The sequence below is a fragment of the Streptomyces sp. NRRL B-24085 genome (genome assembly GCF_001282115.1).
Classification (GTDB): Bacteria; Actinomycetota; Actinomycetes; order Streptomycetales; family Streptomycetaceae; genus Streptomyces.
The window spans coordinates 1-14,566 of record NZ_LJBR01000038.1 but is presented as its reverse complement, the minus strand read 5'-3'; the positions used below and the strand labels follow the sequence as shown (position 1 = coordinate 14,566).

Genomic DNA, 14,566 nt, shown 5'->3' with positions numbered 1-14,566 from the left:
GTCGCGTCAGGGGGTGCGGCGGCGCAGTTCGAACGCGGGCGCGCCCAGGGGGGTGATCGGCGTCCCATTTGCGGGCGTACAGGGAGGTGAAGTTGATGTTCAGCCCGGCCACGCCCTGCGGGAGGCGCCAGCGCAGGGCTTCGAAGAGGTCTTTGAGGCCGATGCGGGTGGCTCCGCCGCGAGCCGGTCTGCGGTCAGGCGTTCCAAGGCGCGGTAGACGTGGGGGCGTTGGGCGTCGAACGCGAGGAACTGCTCAGTGATCGTGGGCCGGCCGGTGGTGCGGCCGGAAACAGCATCGGAAAGGGACAAGAGGTCCAACTGGGGAGCGTGGGGCATGGGTGTCGGGAAGCCCTCCGGGAAGCAGTTGAAGAGGGCGGGGCGGGTCAGGTGGCCGAGGGGTGCAGGTCCGGGAGGGTGCGCAGCCGGGTGAAGGCGGTGGCCAAGCCGATCGCCTGCACGACCGCGCAGGCGGTGATCACGTGGCCGAGCCGGCCGGGCGAAACGGCGGCGACGAGCAGTCCCGCGATCGGGAAGGGCAGCAGGAGCAGCAGGATCGTCACGGCGAGGGTGTTGCCGAAGACCTCGGCGGGAATCAGATGGGAGCGCAGGGTGCGCAGCACGACGGTCATGCCGCCCTCGCCGGCCAGGGCGAGGGCGATCAGTACCAGATAGGCGTGGTAGGTGTCGGCGAGTGTGAGGGCGAGGCAGGCCGAGCCGGTGATCGTCGCGCAGACAGCACCGACCGCCCAGAGGCCGTAGCGGTCAATGGCACGCTGGCACAGGATGATCGCGACGAGGCCGGCTGCGGCGGCGGCCGACCAGAGCAGGCCGACGTCGGTGCTGGAGTAGCCGAATCGCTGGACGACGATTACCGGGGCCGCGGCCTGCAGGACGCCGACGGCGAGGTTGGACAGCGTCAGTCCCCCGACGAGCCAGCCGAGTGCTGGCAGGGAGCGCAGTGCCTGCCAGCCGGTCCGCAGTCCCCGGACGACAGTTGCCTGGGAGGTGGTGTGGGGAGCCGTGTTCTGTCGTGGGGTGAGTGCGGCGGCGAGCAGGGAGAAGGCGGCGGTTGCGGCGAGCATGCCGGTGGCGCCGCTGTGGGTGAGGAGCAGCCCGGCGAGCGCGGGACCGATCAGGGTGGCGGTCTGGTCGATGCCGAGGAGGACCGACTGCACCCGGTGGGCACGCGCACCTGCGGTGCGGCTGGCGATCCCGCCGGCGGTTTCGGCGGCGAGGTAGCTGAACTCGGTGAGCACACCGGTGCCGCCGGCGAGCGTCATGACGGTAATCGTCTCGCCGGGCCCGTCGGCCGGAGACCCAAGGATGAGCGCGGCGGCGAGCACGAGGGCGGCCCGTGCCGTCGAGGCCAGACGGAACACGTGGGTCGTGCCGTAGCGGTCGACCAGGGCTCCGGCCAGGGCGAACGCCATCAACCGTGGCAGCCATTCCAGGGCGAAGGCTAGGCCCGTGAGGGCTGCGGAGCGGGTGGTGGCGAGCACCAGCAGGGGGATGCCGTACGTCGTCATGGCGAACGCGGCGGCGTCCATGCCACGCGGCAGGTAGATGCCGCGCAGCAGTGCGGAACCAGGTCGGCGGGCGTGCCGGGATCCGGTACGGATTCTCACGCAACAAGCTCCGTCTCGTCCGCCGCCGCAGTGGAGCGCGGTGCCGCGGCGGGCAGGGACTGCGGATGCGTCTGGAGCCACTCGCCCAGCGCGGTCCTGAGCCCATGGAGGGCGAGGTCTGCCTCGGTACGCAGCACTCTGGCGTCGGCGGGGTCTCGCGTCGGCGCGTCGGCTGGCAGGCCGAGCAGTTTCAGGGCGTGCTGGACACGGGTGACGAAATCGCAGACGGCGTGGGGGCGTTGGTGCGTGCGGGACCAGCGGGCAGCGGTGTCGTAGAACTCGGCGAGGTCTTCGCCAGCCTCGGTGAGCCGGTAGCGGGTGGTGGCGTATGGGTCGGCGTGGACCAGGCCGAGGGTGCGGGCGACGTCGATGGCGTAGCGGAGCTGGTGGGTGGTGAGGTCACCGAACGCGCTCTGCAGGCTGCCGCGGCGGCGGCTGATGGGGCCGTTGTCATCGATCTCGGTGACCAGGCGGATCAGGGCCGGCAGGGAGAGGGCGTGGATGACCCGGCCGGCGTGGGGGTGGCTGAGGTGGAGGGTCGTGGTCATCGGCGCTGGCCTCCTGCCGGGGAGACCGACAGGGGTCGGGCGGGTATCCGGTGAGAGAAGAGGTCGCCGGTCTTCCACGACAGGGCCTGGGCTTGGGCAGGTGCGGGCGAGGCAAGCGGGTCCGAGAGCCTGGACTGGGTGGTCAGGTACGGGCCGGACCGGGTCTGCGAGGGCGTCGGGGCGTGTCCCCACAGCGGGTGCGTGGCCGCGTCGGTGAGGGGACGGCCCGCTGCCCAGGCCGAGAGGGCCTGGTAGACCGGGGCGAGGGCCTGGCCGCTGGCGGAGAGCTGGAAGTCACCAGACCCCGTGACCTGGACCAGCCCGTCGTCGATCACCCGTCGCAGCGGCGGGTAGACGCGGCTGAGGCTGTAGTGCGGCATGACCTCGGCCGCCAGCGCCTTGGCGCCGGCCGTCCCGCGGGCCCTGAGCGCCCACACCAGTGGCGTGGAGTGCCTGGGGCTGATCAGGGCGATCGCGTCCTCGATGTTCTGGGCCGCCGCGACCGACTGCGGCTCCAGCACCCCGGTGCTCTTGTCCGGCGCGAGGGGCTTCTCCAGATGCGTGTCCGCCCAGGTGTTGAGCGCAGGCAGGACAGGCATCAGAGCGGCGCCGCGGCTGCTCAGCCCGTAGGTGACGTTCCGCGGGCCGTGTTCGTTGCGCTCGACGAGACCGGCGTCGACCAGCTTGGTCAGCTTCGGGTGGAGCTGGCCGTCGGCCAGCAGGGCGAGCTTGGCCTTGACATCGCTGTAGCGCAGGGGCCCCGCGGAGAGGGTCATCAGCACCCACACGCTCCAGTTGGGGGCGAGCATCTTGAGGCTCTCGGTGACGCGCGAGAGATCGGTCAGGGTGGTGCGGGACAGACCGGTGGCAGCCAAGGGAAGGGACTCCTCAGACAGGAAAGGGAAAGGTCAGCGGGTACGGGCGACGGCACGCGCAGGAGCGGGAACCGGTGCGGCGGAGGTGGCTGGCGCGGACTCGGGCCGCACGTCCGGGGCGGGGACGCGGTGGAGGCTGGCCAGGACGCCGCTCAGGGTCTTCGCGTGGGCGTCGCGGGTGGCGAGGCACTCGACGATCCGGCGAGCGCAGTCGAGAATGTGGCCGGCGCTGAAGCGGCCGATCTCACGCTCCGGGTCGGTGAGTTCACGCAGCCGCTGCACCTGGAAGGCGATGTTGCGCTCGGCCAGCCGCAGCTCGGCCAGGCCGCTGAGCAGGGCGGCGAGCATGCTGGAGTCGGGACGGCCGTGAGCGAAGACTTCAAGGTCGGCCAGCGGCTGGGCGTACAGGGTCTCGATGCGCTCGGCAATCGACTGGGCGGTAATGGGGGACGGGGGCAAACGGGGCTTTCACGATGGGGCCTTGCGCACCGCCCCGGCGCAGGTGTCTGCCGGGGCGGGCGGAAGGCTGGTGGTGATCGTCGGCTGGGTGAGGCGTTCGGCGCGGCGCGCAGCCGGGCCGGGCGGGGGCATCGCGCGCAACAGCCGACCGAGCGCGGCGACGTAGCCGGCACGGCCGGCCAGCGCCGCCTCCATCCACTGCGCGTCGAAGCGCAGGTCGTCGGCGGACAGCTCGCTCATGTCTCGGTCCGCGGCGGTGGCCTCATGGACCCGGTCCCGCACCCGGGCCACCTGACCCTCGGCCACGACCAGGAAGCTGCGCAGTTCCAGCGCGCGCACCAGGGCCGCGGACGCACCGGGGCCCATCGCCTGCGCGTACAGATCCCGCACCGGGGCCCCGAACACCTCCTCCAGCAGGCCGTCCTGACTGGAGGCCTTCTCGACCACGTTCACCGGGCCACCCCGCGCGCGGGTGCCTGCCCGGTGGCAGGAAGGGACGGCGAGCCGGTAGGCAAAGCCGGTCCCCGGCGGACCAAGGGGGATGGGCCGCGCCACACCCCCGACCGGTTTCCGATCGCCTGGGGATCGAGGAGGTGACGCACCGTCATGACCCGCCCCTGCCGTGCGGTGTGGGCGCTGTTCACCATGTCCGCGAGGTACATGACGTGCTCGGGCAGCTCGACGAACTCACCGTCGGGCACAGCGTCCACGTGCTGGGCGAGGGCTTCGGCGAGGGCGTCCTCGGCCCTCTCCAGCACTTGCTGGGCCTCGGTGAGCATCCCGTGCCAGCGCACGATCGTGGTTGCCTCCGGGTGGGCCTGCGGGGCGGCGGCCACGGCACGGCGTAGCTCGGCGATCGGCATCTGGAAGCGGGTTTCGACCTGCTCGGTGAGGACCCCCATCACCTCGTCGGCGTCAGGCACAGCAAAACTCCTTTCCGTCACATTCGGGGAAATAGGGCCGGACACTCGCGGCCCAACCGCGCTGCGGGTAACGGCGGTTCAGAATCGACTTCGACGCTCCGGTGGGCGGATTAGTCCAGGCACATGCCGACAGTGCGGTAGACGTACTTGGCGGACACCCATCCCTTGACGCCGGTGGTCTTGTCGGTGATGTAGCGCCACTTTCCGCTGGTCTTGTGGACGGTGAACTTGTGGCCCTTGTAGAGGATTCCGACCGCGGTGGACTTGGCAGATGCCTTGGAGCGGATGGTGACGGCCTTGGTGGCGATCACCCACGGTCCCGGATCAGTACACGACGTGGTGACCAGAGATGCCGGCGCCTGGGCGGGCGTGGCGCTCGCAGCCGTTGCGGAGACCAGCGGCAGAGCGAGGGCGCCGAGGACAGCGGCGGAGACGACTATTCGAGTTGAGCGCATGGGAATTGGGCTCCATGTCAGTGAGGGAGGAAATGGCAATGCAGCCCGGGCAGTTGCCGTGCGGGCTGGATTAAAGAGTCCAGAGAATCCCCGGTTTCGCTAACCGGGGATGGGGTGCTATGTTCCGCTACCGCCGGAGCAGAATCGGTGCAGCTGTCCGGAAATCCGGCGGCACGGAATTGAGTTCTTGGGTTTCAGCGGCCGGGCCGACGCGGCGACGGTGGCACGGCGCTCGCCGCTGCCGCGGGCGGCGTGCTGTGGCGGGTGGTCGGTGACGTGGTGGGCAGTGGGACGTCCTCGCCGCTCCAGTGCGCTTCCCGCCACGTCGTCGCGGCCTCGAAGGTGGCGAAGCCGCCTTCGCGCAGGGTGCGTGTCCAGGTGTCGGTGTCGACTTCTTCCAGCAGCACCCGGAACGGCAGGGGCACCCGCTCGTCCAGCGCCCGCAGCAGCACCGTGGTCTGGAAGGGCTCGTCGTCCCGGGTGTAGCTGGTCAGCAGGGCGAAGTGGTCGCCGTCGCCGCGCAGCCGCGCCTCCAGGGCCCGGGTGGCGTCGTCGGAGGGTGTCCCGCCCAGGCGCTCGGGCAGAAGGATCTTCTCCTCGGGGCAACCCCGGGCGATCAGCCAGGACTGGGCCATCACCGGCAGGGGCAGTTCCGCATGGTCGAAGCGGAAGGTCCGCGCGACGGTGTCGCGCTGGAGGTAAAGGGCGACGAGTTGGGGTTCACCCGGGATCCCCCAGGTGACGGCCCCGTTGTGCAGGACGAAGAAGCTGCTCCGGCCGTCGCTGGTGTGGTGCTCGGCCAGGACGGTGAGCTGGTCCTCCTCGATGCCGATGTGCTGCCAGAACTGGTCGTCAACGCGGTCGTTGACGGCCTGGTAGCCGCTGAGGCGGAAGTCCGGGGGGTGTGAGGGCATAGGTGCTTTCGGGTCGATCAGGGGGAAGAATCGGCTGTCCTCGCGCCGCGCCGGAGATGTCAGCGGCGCGGCGCGGAGGAGACCGGCCAGGCTCCGGCCCGCTGCACCGGCGGGGCGGGCACGCGGCGTGAGGCCAGGAGGGCGCGGCCGGCATCGGTGAGGGTGACTGGCTGCCCGGCGTGCAACGGATGGGCCTCGTCGCGCACGACGAGACCGGCTGCCTCGAACCGCTGGAGGTGGCTGTAGGCGATACGGACACCGGAGGCGGTCACGACCGACAGGCGCTGGGTGAGAAGGTGTTCGCGCAGTTTGGCGCCCTGGGCGATCGCCAGCAGGGCTGCCTGGTCCGGTGCCGGAAGCTCCGGCCCGCCACCTGCTCCGCGCGTGCGGGTGGCGGCTTCGACGGATTCCAGCGCCGCCTTGACCTGGGTCTCGCGCTGGTCGCGGGTCGCCGCAGCCTCCTTGAGCGCGGCAACGGTGCGGTTGATCCGCGTGAACAGCGCCTGGTCGACGGCGAACTCGTCGGAGGCCAACCGCCGGAGCTGAACCCGGTAGAACGTGACGGCCTGTTCGGCCTGGACCAGAGCACGGTGGGCGTCGGCCAGGCAGGTGCTCGGCTCGTCGAGGAGGTTACGGCCGCGGTGCTGCCACAGCTGATCGATGCTGTGGCCGATCGCTGCCTCGATGCGGAGATCGAACTGCGTGAGCGCCTGCTTCGCGGACGCGCGTGCGGGATGAGAGGGCATGGGTGGGGTGGTTTCGTCTGGAGGAGGCGATCAGGGCCGCCGTCCTGTGGTGGGCCTCTCGCCGAGGAGGATGCGGACGTCCAGGTACGTGCCGTGACGCGTGTGCGCGGCCGGGCCGAGGCGATCGAGGAGGCGCAGCATCGGCGTGTTGGCGGCGTGGAGGTACGCGGTCAGCGTGTGGGCGCCGCGGCGTCGGGCGTGGTCGGCGGCGTGCCGGGCCAGCAGGGTGCCGATGCCGCGGCGCTGATGGGCGTCGGCGACCTGTAGTCCGAGATCGACGACACCCGCTTCCCGACTGACGAACCCGGCCGAGACGATCCCGAGCGGAGCGCCGTCGGCGTCCAGACCGATCCAGATCGTGCTGTGGGCCAGCAGCCGGGAAATATCGCGCCGGGTGATCCTGCTCCGGCCCCAGCGGCGCAGCAGGCTCTCCGGACAGCAGCCCCGGTGGAAGGCGTCGATGAGATGCCAGTCCGCCTCGCTCCCTCGGCGGATCGTGGAGAGCGTCGGGTGGCTCAGCAGGGGTAGCCGTACAGCGCGATCGTCAGGGCACTGCGCCGGTACCCCTTGCCCCGGCCGTCCGACAGCGAGCAGGGGTGGACGGTGTGCACGGCCAGGAGACGGGCGAGGTGGCCCTGGGTGAGGTGGACGTAAGGGTTGGGTCCTTCGGCACTGCCGGGCAGCGCGCGCAGGTGGTCGACGATGTCGGCTGCCGGCAGCGCGGGCGGGTCTCCGGCGGCGGCGAAGGCGTCGAGGCAGGCATGCACGATGGTTTCTGGCCGGCCCGGCCCGCCCGGCTCGCCCTCCGCGTTGTCCTCCGGGTTGTCGGTGCTGGCGGTCTCGGTGGCGCAGCAGCAGGACTGGGACACCGCCTGGGTCAGCTGGACTTCGAGGGAGAGCCGCTCGGCGAGGAGACGGGTGAACCGCTCGGGCTCTGCGATGGCCAGGACACCGTCGGCGTGGTCACCGACGAGGGCGTCGAGCTGCTCGTCAAGGTCGTGGCACATCTCGGCGATGTCCAGGATGAGCAGGTGATGCTGGTTGGCCTTCGGCGGCTCGACGGCGAGCACGTCGCTGACGCGGTCGAGGATGAAGGGGAGACGGGTCAACGGGTGGGGCCCTTCGGGATGGTGGATGCGGGTTGGGGGAGGCCGGGCATCGTGTACGGGGACGGGCCCGGCTTGGGGATCGGCGGCCGTTGGGCGTCCAGTTGCGGGGAGCGGGCGCGGGCGGCGTGGGTGCGGGCGCCGGTCGGGCGGCGGGTGATGCCGAGACGGGCCCGGGCGGTCTCATACACGTCGTGCCGGGCGCGGGGGCGTACGGCGACGACGTGGATCTCGGTGCGGTGGGACGCGCCAGGCGGGGCCGGGCGCTGGGCGTAGACGATGCGCCAGGCGTTGCGGTGATCGACGTAGATCTTGCGGTACCCGGTCAGTTCCTCGGTCAGCTTGCCGCCGAACAGTTGGGCGTTGACGACCTTCTGGAGCTGGTCGAGGGACAGGTCGCGGATGTCGGCGGGGGCCTGGAGCAGGTCGGTCAGCGCGCGAGGGTCGAAGGACAGGCCGAAGGCCGGCCGGGGTTCGGGGCCACTCATGCTGCGGCCTGGCCCGGCTCGCCGACCCTCTCCGATCCGTCGGCCCGGGAACTCGCCGCCCGTGTGGAGGGTTTGGGGCCGGGCAGCAGGCGGTGGGCGTGACGATCCGGGTCGGTCATGCATGCGGACAGCGGCCCGCCTGGGGCCCGGACGGTGGCCATGGCGTGGGTGAGGAAGTCCCGGTGCCAGACGAACAGGCCCGACAATCCTGCCTCGGGGTCCTTGTGCTGCTGATAGGCCAGCCATAGGGCATGGAGCCAGGCGACGACACCGTCGTGTTCCTGCCACTGCGCGCACCACGGCGCGGCGGTGGTGACCTCCGCGCCGTAGACGGGCATGAGGAAGTCGTCCACCCAGTCGGAGAGGCTGTCGAGTTCGTCCTCGTACTCCTCACCGTCCAGTTCCAGGATCGGGCGAGGCTCTGGTGGGGCAGGCGGCAGCGGCAGGCCGGCGAATCCCGGCATGCCGAAGCCGTCGAACGCGCGCGGTCCGGGCTCGGTGGACAGGCTGTCGAGCTGCTTCGCCTGCTCCGCCGACTGCTTGAGCAGCTTGCGTACGCTGGCCTCGATGCTTTCCAGATCCGTGTCCGGCAGCCGGACCGGTTCCATTTCCCCGTTGTCGTTGGGGTTTATGGATTCAGGCACGAAAGGGTCCTCCTCGAAGCCGCTTCCCATGGGCTGGGATGGCGGCTCCAACAATCCGGACGATTCCCGGTTTCGCTAACCGGGGATCCAGTGTTATAACGCCTGCATGCGGCGCCGGAGGGGAATCCGGGCATGCGGAATTCCGGCCGTGGCCAGCCGTCGACTCGGGTCAGGAGGACAGGACGAAATCGTCCTGCTTCAGGGTCTGTTGCAGGGTCTCAGTCAGCCGGTCGGCGGCGATCGCCGCGTAGTGCTCGGTCTTCTCGACGCCGATGAAGTCACGGCCTTCCAGAAGAGCCGCCACACCGGTCGAGCCGGAACCGGCGCAGAAGTCGAGCACCGTGCCCTGCTCGGGGCAGATCTTGACGAGCTCGCGCATCACCTCGACTGGCTTCTGCGTGATGTGCTGCCGGTTCTTGCCCGACGGCTGCGAGGCGCTGTAGAGGCCCGGCAGGTAGACGGGGTTGCGGGAGGCGTCGATGGCGCCCTTGGACGCCCAGACGATGAACTCGCAGTTTTGGGTGAAGCGGCCCTTCTGGGGCCTGGCCTGCGGCTTGTGCCAGGCCAGCACACCACGCCACAGCCATCCGGCCGCCTGGATCGCGTCCGTCGTGGTGGGGAGTTGACGCCAGTCGGTGAACAGGAGCGCGGTGCCGCCAGTACGGGTGAGCCGGTGCGATTCGGTCATGATCTGCGTCAGCCAGAACCCGTAACTGCGCTGATCCATGTTCTCGCCGGTGAAGTCCGGCAGGTTGTGGCCGGCGTCGGCGGAGGTGTACTTCTGCTTGGCGCTGCGGCTCGTGCGTTCCTTCGCAGTCCGGCCACCGGAATTGTATGGCGGGTCGGTGATGACGGAGTCGACGCAGCCATCCGGCAGTTCAGCGAGGGCGTTGAGCGCGTCGCCCTGGTGTAGGGAAAAAGGCAAAGAGGTGCCCCAATTTTCGGGTCGGGCGAGATGAGGGTGAATACCTCCCGGCTCACGCACGTAACCCCGGGCAGGCCGAATGCGGGCATGACGGCACCGCTGACCTACGAAAGTGGGGTGGCGAGGGGAGGAGCCAAAACTGTAAGGCACGATCCCCGGTTGAGACGCATCGCAGCCTCCCAGCCCCGGAAATCAGGGCTTGATCACCCGCGATTTCGGCAACCGGGGATCCGCCCTTACTGTTTTGGAACTGCCCGGCGAACACCGCCGATGGCGCAATCCCCTGCCCGTGCCCTCATGGAGACTCCCCGTGCCCCGGTACACGTGACCTGACACTCACGCGCCTCGTGAGCTGAATTCAACGCTCGCGAGACACGCCCCGACTCACTCAACTCCCGTGCCGCAGCGCCCTTTCCACCTCTGCCGCCGCGCGGCCGGGACCTTGCCTTCGAAGGACCCCCTTGTGACAGCTCCCTACCCTCCCCTGCCCGAACACCGGCCCCCGGACCGTGATTGCCGCTCGGGAGGCATCGCCGGTTGAAGGGCGTAGCCGCTGGCATCGGCGCCTTCGTCCTCTCCCCTCTCCTCCTCGCCGGCACGGCCATGCTGATGGCCTCCTCCAGCGAGGCCGCCCAGACCACCTACTCGTCCTTCAGTTGCGTGGGCGACGTCGACACCGACGCCGTCGTCGAACAGGTCACCAAGATCCTCAACGGCGCGTCCGCCAAGACTGTCCACGTCGAGGGCCTGACCCTGCCTGAGGAGCAGGTCCCCAACGCCCATACCATCGTGGCAACCGGGATCAGCCTTCACGTGCCGAAGAAGGGCCAGGTCATCGCGCTCGCCACCGCGATGCAGGAATCGCGGCTGCGCAACCTGAACTCCGGCGACCGCGACTCGCTGGGCCTGTTCCAGCAGCGGCCGAGCCAGGGCTGGGGCACCGCCGAGGAGATCCGCGACCCTGTCTACGCCTCCACCCAGTTCTACACGCACTTGTTGGCGGTTTCCGGCTGGCAGCAACTGACCGTCACCCAGGCCGCGCAGAAGGTCCAGCGATCCGCCTACCCCGACGCCTACGCCGACTGGGAGGACCTGGCGACCGCCTTGCAGAAGGCAATCGCCGCCACCTTCCCCGACGCCTCCGGCACGGACACGGACAGCACCCCCAGTACCGCGTCCTGCACGGCGACCGAGGACGGCTCCGGCTACGGCACCATCCCCGAAGGTTCGGTGCCGAAGGGCTACTCGATCCCCAAGGACGCTGATCCGAAGGCGCGCAAGGCGATCGCGTGGGCGATGCAGCAACTCGACACGATGTACCAGTGGGGCGGTACCTGCACGGCGCCGCACGGCCCGGATCCGATGGGTCGCTGCGACTGCAGCTCGCTGACCCAGCAGGCGTACGGGCACGCCGGAATCCAGCTCACCCGCACCACATACACCCAGATCAACGAGGGCAAGGCCGTCTCCTCTAAGGCGCTCAAGCCCGGTGATCTGATCTTCTCCCGCGGCAGCGCCGCCCGCCCCGAACACGTTGGCCTCTACATGGGATCGGGACTCGCGATCGAGGCACCCCGAACCGGAAAACCAGTTCGAATCACCCCCCTGGCGGACTGGGACATCCTCGCCGCCCGCCGCGTCATCTGACCCCCAGTCGGGGCGCAGAGACCCCACCTGCCGCCTGCATCACCAGTTCAGCGCGGGAACAGCCGCGCACGGCACATGAGCCGGATCGCCGCCCCCATCCCCCTGGGCCGCCTCCTTACTCCCCCGCAGACGGCTCATCGGCAGGACGACACCTGCCCACTTCTCTCCCCCTCTCTCGACACCACGGAGTATCTGAGTGATACCTCACCACCGCGTCCGGCGCACCCTTGCGGGCGCCTCGATGGGACTGGCCGTCGCAGCCGGCGGCCTGGCCACCGCCGCCACGGCGCAGGCGTATGACACCGGCCACACGACGATCTCGTGCAGCGCGGTCAAGGTACGCAAGTCCCCGTCCAAGACCGCCACGGCGCTGGGCGTCGCCTACCGGCACGACAAGATCGCCTACGACCAGTGGGTCTACAAGGCCAGCCAGAAGACCTGGTTCACCCGGGGCACGGTGACCCGCAAGTCCGACGACCAAAAGATCCGCGGCTACGTGATCTACCAGTGCGCCAACCCGTACGCCAGCAACGGCGCGCCCACCCCGCCGATCCCGAAGTAGAGCGCCCCGACAGCCGGATCAACGGTTGAGCCGTAGCGCCGTCGAAGCGGCACCGGCCCAAGTTGCGGCTTCATCCCAGCTTCGGCACGAGCGCCGTGCCCTCGCGCGCGCCACGACGCTTCGAATGCGTCGACCGGCTCGGCCGGACCTCGCACGGCTGCCGGCCCGCCTCCCCGAGGCCGCCGCCTGGCACCTCCCCCTCTTCTCTTCATTGATTCCCACGCGTCGGCTTCGGCGCGCGCAAGGAGCCTCCCTTTGCACCTGATCGACACCGTGCAGTACCTGGCCTACGACCCCGGCATCTCCCCAAAGGGCGGTGGCCTGCCCGGCCTCGCCGTCCTGAAGAACGTGGTCAACAGCATCAACCTGTTCGCGATCGTCGCCGTGGTCGGCGCGCTCGCCGTCTCCCTCGGCGTGTGGGCCTGGGGCCATCACACCGGTGGCCACCAGGCCGAGGCCAACGGCAAGAAGGGTGCGGTCGTTTCGGCCGGCGCCGCTCTCGGCCTCGGTGCCGCGAACGGCGTGATCGCGTTCTTCTCCGCCCTGGGGTCGCAAGTCCACTGATGCCGAAACGATTCCCCTCCCTGTCCGGCTACGGCATCGGCTGGTCGTCCCGGCAGCGCATCACGGTCAGCGCGATCGGCCTCGCCGTCCTGCTAACTCTCGCCGCCATCGTCGCCCTGCTCACCGGCCGCACCGCAACCCGTGACAGCCAGAGCGCCACTCCGTCCGAGCGGAGCAGCACCGCCTCCGCGTCCGCCGGTCCCACGGCGTCGGCCGGGGCCGGTTCGGTGGCGAAGCCTCCGGCGGTGGCCGATCCGGTCGCCTTCGCCCAGGCCGCCGCGGCGATGTTGTGGTCGTATGACACGCGCACCACCAGCCGTGATCAGCAGCTCGCCGGGATGAAGGCATGGCTGACGTCGGAGACGAAGTACGCCGACTGGTCCTCTCTCACCGCGCAGGTGCCGGATCCGGTGTTGTGGTCGCGGATGGCCGATCAGGACCAGTACGCCAACGCCATCGTGGACGAGGCCCACTACCCGTCCGCGTTCAAGCAGGCCCTGGCGGACGATCCGTCGGCGATCACCGAGGCGTACATCTACGCCGTCACCGTCACCGGCAAACAGCAGATCGCCTGGAAGAAGGGCGGAGCCGCCTCCGAGGACCGCTCGATCACCCTCGCCGTGCAGTGCCGCCCGAGCTCCGACTGCTCCCTGGTCTCCATCGCTCCCCGCGTAGTGCCCTGACACGCCCCGAGCCCACTGAAGAAAGGAGGGGTGACTCCCCTTGGGCTTCTGCGACCTCCCCCTCGCGGACAAACTGTGCGCGGTCGGCGACGCGGTCGAATTCGCCTCCGACCCTGGCGCAGCGATCGGCAACTGGATGGCCAAATCGGCGGGCGAACTCGCCGCCGCCGCTGCCGACTTGGCTGCCGAGGCCGTCAACACCACCACCAAGGTCGATTTGAATGCCGGGTGGTTCCGCGACAACTACGAGATGATCCTGCCGATCGGCTTGGTCGTCCTCGTCGCCACGTTCTGCGCCCAACTCGTGCGCGCGGCGATCCGACGCGACGGCCAGGCCCTCACCCAGGCGTTCACCGGCACCGCCACCGGCGTGCTGTTCGCCTTCACCGCGATCGCCTTCACCACTGTCGCCATCGAAGTCGTCGATGCGTTGAGCGACGGGCTGTTCAAAGCCGCCAACCTCGACGTCGCCACCGCGGTGCGGCGCATCGTCAAGGTCGGCCAGATCGCCTCCCTTTCCGGCCTGGGCTGGCTGGTCACGGTCGTCGTCGGCATCGGTGCCGCGATCGGCGCCTTCTTGTACTGGTGCGTGATGATGGTCCGCAAGGTCGGCATCCTCGTCATGGTTACCCTCGCCGTCTTCGCCGGAGCCGGTGGCGGCTGGGAAGCCGCCCGGCGCTGGCGCAAGGGCTGGATCGAAGCCACCGCCACCCTCGTGGTCAGCAAGCTGCTGATGACTGTGATCTTCGTGCTCGGGATCGCGGCCATGGGCAAGACCGAGGCCAAGGACGGTATCGCCGCTCTGGCCGACGTGATGGCCGGCATCGTCATCCTGGCGTTGGTGTTGTTGTGCCCGTACGCGACATTCAAGTTCGTGCACTGGGCGGCCTCCGAGGGATCGGACGCCGAGACGCTGCACCGCTCCGGCGGCGCCGGCGCGCAGATGGCCCGCCAGCACGCCGAACGCGCCGGGCGCAAAGCCGCCGCCGCGGTCGCAACCGCAGGGACCGGTGGCGCCGCTGCTGGAGCGGGCGCCGCACCCCAGGGCCCGGACGCGGTGCCGGGCGGCTTCCCGGGCGACATCGCCGCCACCCCCACGCCGGACACCGGCAAGCAAGGCGGCGGCTCCGGAACCGAGTCGTCCGAGAGCGGGGCGATCAAGAGCGGTCTGGACATGGCGGTACAGCCCCCGCCGACCAGCCCGCGCGACGACACCAGCGGCCACCTCGGCGGCGCCCCCGGACCAGGTGGGTCGAGTGCCGGATCCGCCAGTCACGGCAGCGGATTCATGTCCTCGCCCGCGTCCGATGCCTTCACCCCGCCGCCGCAGGGCACCCCACCGGCCCCGAACTCCGCCGAGTTCGGCCGGCAATCCGCCGCCCCCGCCCACCGGCCTCTGACC

Annotated in this window: 18 protein-coding genes and 2 pseudogenes; 5 read left to right on the top strand and 15 right to left on the bottom strand. The window is 70.1% G+C overall.

Annotation, left to right across the window (positions count from 1 at the left end; all coding sequences use genetic code 11):
- Positions 1 to 6 precede the first annotated feature (6 nt).
- From AOJ26_RS44150 to AOJ26_RS05630, 15 genes and pseudogenes are all read right to left on the bottom strand, one after another.
- Positions 7 to 336, bottom strand: a pseudogene (locus AOJ26_RS44150) (hypothetical protein).
- 47 nt (positions 337 to 383) lie between these two features.
- The gene (locus AOJ26_RS05690; protein WP_053847060.1) at positions 384 to 1,625 is read right to left on the bottom strand and encodes an MFS transporter; all 1,242 of its coding nucleotides are present in this window, start codon (positions 1,623 to 1,625) and stop codon (positions 384 to 386) included.
- Positions 1,622 to 2,173: a hypothetical protein gene (locus AOJ26_RS05685; RefSeq protein ID WP_053847059.1), complete on the bottom strand. Its 552-nt coding sequence runs from the start codon at positions 2,171 to 2,173 to the stop codon at positions 1,622 to 1,624. Before AOJ26_RS05685 ends, AOJ26_RS05690 begins: the two co-directional genes overlap by 4 nt.
- Positions 2,170 to 3,048: a winged helix-turn-helix transcriptional regulator gene (locus AOJ26_RS05680; RefSeq protein ID WP_063790235.1), complete on the bottom strand. Its 879-nt coding sequence runs from the start codon at positions 3,046 to 3,048 to the stop codon at positions 2,170 to 2,172. The genes AOJ26_RS05685 and AOJ26_RS05680 overlap by 4 nt, the downstream gene beginning before the upstream one ends.
- Before the next feature lie 33 nt (positions 3,049 to 3,081).
- Positions 3,082 to 3,507 carry a hypothetical protein gene (locus tag AOJ26_RS05675; RefSeq protein ID WP_053847058.1) on the bottom strand — a complete coding sequence of 142 codons (426 nt, stop codon included), beginning with the start codon at positions 3,505 to 3,507 and terminating at the stop codon, positions 3,082 to 3,084.
- Positions 3,508 to 3,516: 9 nt separating this feature from the next.
- A complete protein-coding gene (locus AOJ26_RS05670) occupies positions 3,517 to 3,960 on the bottom strand; it encodes a hypothetical protein (protein ID WP_053847057.1) in 444 nt (147 codons plus the stop codon).
- Positions 3,957 to 4,430: a hypothetical protein gene (locus tag AOJ26_RS05665; protein ID WP_053847056.1), complete on the bottom strand. Its 474-nt coding sequence runs from the start codon at positions 4,428 to 4,430 to the stop codon at positions 3,957 to 3,959. The genes AOJ26_RS05670 and AOJ26_RS05665 overlap by 4 nt, the downstream gene beginning before the upstream one ends.
- 110 nt (positions 4,431 to 4,540) lie before the next feature.
- Positions 4,541 to 4,885: an SH3 domain-containing protein gene (locus AOJ26_RS05660; RefSeq protein ID WP_053847055.1), complete on the bottom strand. Its 345-nt coding sequence runs from the start codon at positions 4,883 to 4,885 to the stop codon at positions 4,541 to 4,543.
- 194 nt (positions 4,886 to 5,079) lie between these two features.
- Entirely contained in the window at positions 5,080 to 5,799 is a 720-nt protein-coding gene (locus tag AOJ26_RS05655) for a hypothetical protein (RefSeq protein WP_078959758.1), read from the bottom strand.
- A gap of 59 nt (positions 5,800 to 5,858) precedes the next feature.
- Positions 5,859 to 6,545, bottom strand: coding sequence for a hypothetical protein (locus tag AOJ26_RS05650; protein WP_053847053.1), 687 nt, complete (start codon positions 6,543 to 6,545; stop codon positions 5,859 to 5,861).
- Positions 6,546 to 6,575: 30 nt separating this feature from the next.
- Entirely contained in the window at positions 6,576 to 6,917 is a 342-nt protein-coding gene (locus AOJ26_RS41525; RefSeq protein ID WP_264086544.1) for a GNAT family N-acetyltransferase, read from the bottom strand.
- A gap of 143 nt (positions 6,918 to 7,060) precedes the next feature.
- Positions 7,061 to 7,654, bottom strand: coding sequence for a hypothetical protein (locus AOJ26_RS05645; protein WP_053847052.1), 594 nt, complete (start codon positions 7,652 to 7,654; stop codon positions 7,061 to 7,063).
- Positions 7,651 to 8,139: a hypothetical protein gene (locus tag AOJ26_RS05640; protein ID WP_053847051.1), complete on the bottom strand. Its 489-nt coding sequence runs from the start codon at positions 8,137 to 8,139 to the stop codon at positions 7,651 to 7,653. Before AOJ26_RS05640 ends, AOJ26_RS05645 begins: the two co-directional genes overlap by 4 nt.
- On the bottom strand, positions 8,136 to 8,813 hold the full coding sequence (locus AOJ26_RS05635; RefSeq protein ID WP_086724224.1) for a DUF4913 domain-containing protein: 678 nt from the start codon (positions 8,811 to 8,813) through the stop codon (positions 8,136 to 8,138). The genes AOJ26_RS05640 and AOJ26_RS05635 overlap by 4 nt, the downstream gene beginning before the upstream one ends.
- Positions 8,814 to 8,952: 139 nt before the next feature.
- On the bottom strand, positions 8,953 to 9,708 hold the full coding sequence (locus tag AOJ26_RS05630; protein ID WP_046918732.1) for a DNA-methyltransferase: 756 nt from the start codon (positions 9,706 to 9,708) through the stop codon (positions 8,953 to 8,955).
- 537 nt (positions 9,709 to 10,245) lie between these two features.
- Here AOJ26_RS05630 and AOJ26_RS05625 point away from each other — a divergent pair.
- From AOJ26_RS05625 to AOJ26_RS05605, 5 genes and pseudogenes are all read left to right on the top strand, one after another.
- Positions 10,246 to 11,355, top strand: a complete 1,110-nt coding sequence (locus AOJ26_RS05625; RefSeq protein ID WP_053847049.1) for a C40 family peptidase — start codon at positions 10,246 to 10,248, stop codon at positions 11,353 to 11,355.
- A gap of 196 nt (positions 11,356 to 11,551) precedes the next feature.
- Positions 11,552 to 11,917, top strand: a complete 366-nt coding sequence (locus AOJ26_RS05620) for a hypothetical protein (RefSeq protein ID WP_234358456.1) — start codon at positions 11,552 to 11,554, stop codon at positions 11,915 to 11,917.
- Between the two features lie 255 nt (positions 11,918 to 12,172).
- Positions 12,173 to 12,481, top strand: a complete 309-nt coding sequence (locus AOJ26_RS05615) for a DUF6112 family protein (protein ID WP_053847048.1) — start codon at positions 12,173 to 12,175, stop codon at positions 12,479 to 12,481.
- Positions 12,481 to 13,164, top strand: a complete 684-nt coding sequence (locus tag AOJ26_RS05610) for a hypothetical protein (RefSeq protein WP_053847047.1) — start codon at positions 12,481 to 12,483, stop codon at positions 13,162 to 13,164. Before AOJ26_RS05615 ends, AOJ26_RS05610 begins: the two co-directional genes overlap by 1 nt.
- A gap of 40 nt (positions 13,165 to 13,204) precedes the next feature.
- A pseudogene (locus AOJ26_RS05605) lies at positions 13,205 to 14,564 on the top strand (SCO6881 family protein).
- Positions 14,565 to 14,566: the final 2 nt, after the last annotated feature.